Source organism: Oleiphilus sp. HI0043 (genome assembly GCF_001634935.1).
On sequence record NZ_LWEY01001281.1, the window covers coordinates 1 to 1,574 of the forward strand.

The 1,574-nt window shown below is 44.9% G+C and carries 1 protein-coding gene; it reads left to right on the plus strand.

All coding sequences use genetic code 11. The annotated features are described in order from the left end of the window. Positions 1 to 1,574, plus strand: a 1,574-nt coding sequence (locus tag A3729_RS16695; RefSeq protein ID WP_304439730.1) for a calcium-binding protein, incomplete at both ends; no start/stop codon positions are given.

The window sequence follows — 1,574 nt, forward strand, 5'->3', positions numbered from 1 at the left end:
GATTGGCTCTATGGTGGTGAGGGCAATGATGAGTTGAATGGCGGTGCCGGGAATGATTACCTTAATGCCGGCGATGGCGATGATACCGTTAGTATGAATGTGGGTGAAGGCCATGATGAAGTGGTATTCGGTGGTGGCTTAAATACGCTAAACATTCAGGGTGATATCGACGCAAGTGACATTGAATTTAGAATGAAAGGTCGACACTCACTATTTATTAGCGCTGGCGAGGCTTTGGACTGGTCTGTTGAGGTCAGTTTGCATTTTGATAGAGACTATGGAAATTGGCGCTATCAACTTGATCACTTGCTTGTGAATGACACCGAGGTCGAAATTACCGATACGATAGGCGAGGTCATTGATATTTCTGGTGGTTACTATAATGGTTCAGGTTATGTCGTAATTAGGAGTAACGAAACGGAATCTTGGAATTATGCTTTAGGCACTGAGGGTGACGATCTAATTTACGGCACGGATGATGCCGCAATATTTGATGAACTTGAAGGCGGTGCCGGGAATGATCAGCTATATGGCAAAGCAAATAATGACATTCTTCGAGGCGGAGAGGGGCATGACGTTTTAGACGGGGGCGCAGGTGATGATGAACTTTATGGTGGAGACGGCCAAGATACCCTGATTAGTGGCAAAGGGAATGATCGTCTAATGGGCGGCTTTGGGGGCGATGTATATCGTATCTACGCAGGTTCTGGAGTATCTCGTATTTCTGATTTTTCAGAAGACTTTAACATCATTGAAATAGCGAATGATTTAAGCGCACAAAATGCTGCGCTTCACCAAAGTGGTGATGATTTAATGATCTCTTTTGAAACGGGTGAGAATGTCATTGTCTCGAACTATTTCGACTCAGGAATCCCAAGTGGCGTAATTGATGAAATACGCTTTGCCGATAATACTGTCTGGGAATCTGCGTATGTTCAGGCAAACGTTGAAGACCTTCCGCTCTCATACGATGGGCAAGCTCCAGCAGGATTTAACGTTGTAGATCAACCTAACGGGAGTGGCGATTATATCGGTACGAATGATGACGATTTTATTGAGGGTACTGGAGACCAAGAAGTCGTTTATGGGTCTTGGGGGCGAGATATCATCGTTGGCTTTGGTGGTTCTGATGAGTTAGTGGGTAGTAGTGGTGGCGATTTGATAATCGGTGACGGTTTGCTATTTGGTAACGAAGGGGATGACATTTTGGAGTCGAGAAATATGAGCAACGACAATTATGATGGTCGTGCTTTTATGTTTGGCGGTGATGGTGATGATACCTATCGTGTCGGTATAAACAGCGTAAACACCTTTATCTACAACGGCTCTGAAGCGGGTCATTATGGCGCTAGCTTTTCAGGGGGGCCAGGTGGAAGCGCAAGTGACTTTGATGTACTGGAGTTTATGGAAGGCATCTCTCCCGACGATATTAATTTTTATGCTAATGGTTATGGTCTCGAATTAGAAATCGGAAATAATGGCTATGTCGTCACGTTGGCAGATTATTTTGAACCTTTGACATACCAAGGGCAGGGCATAGGTGAAACCGCACCCGTTGACGAAATTCGTTTTGC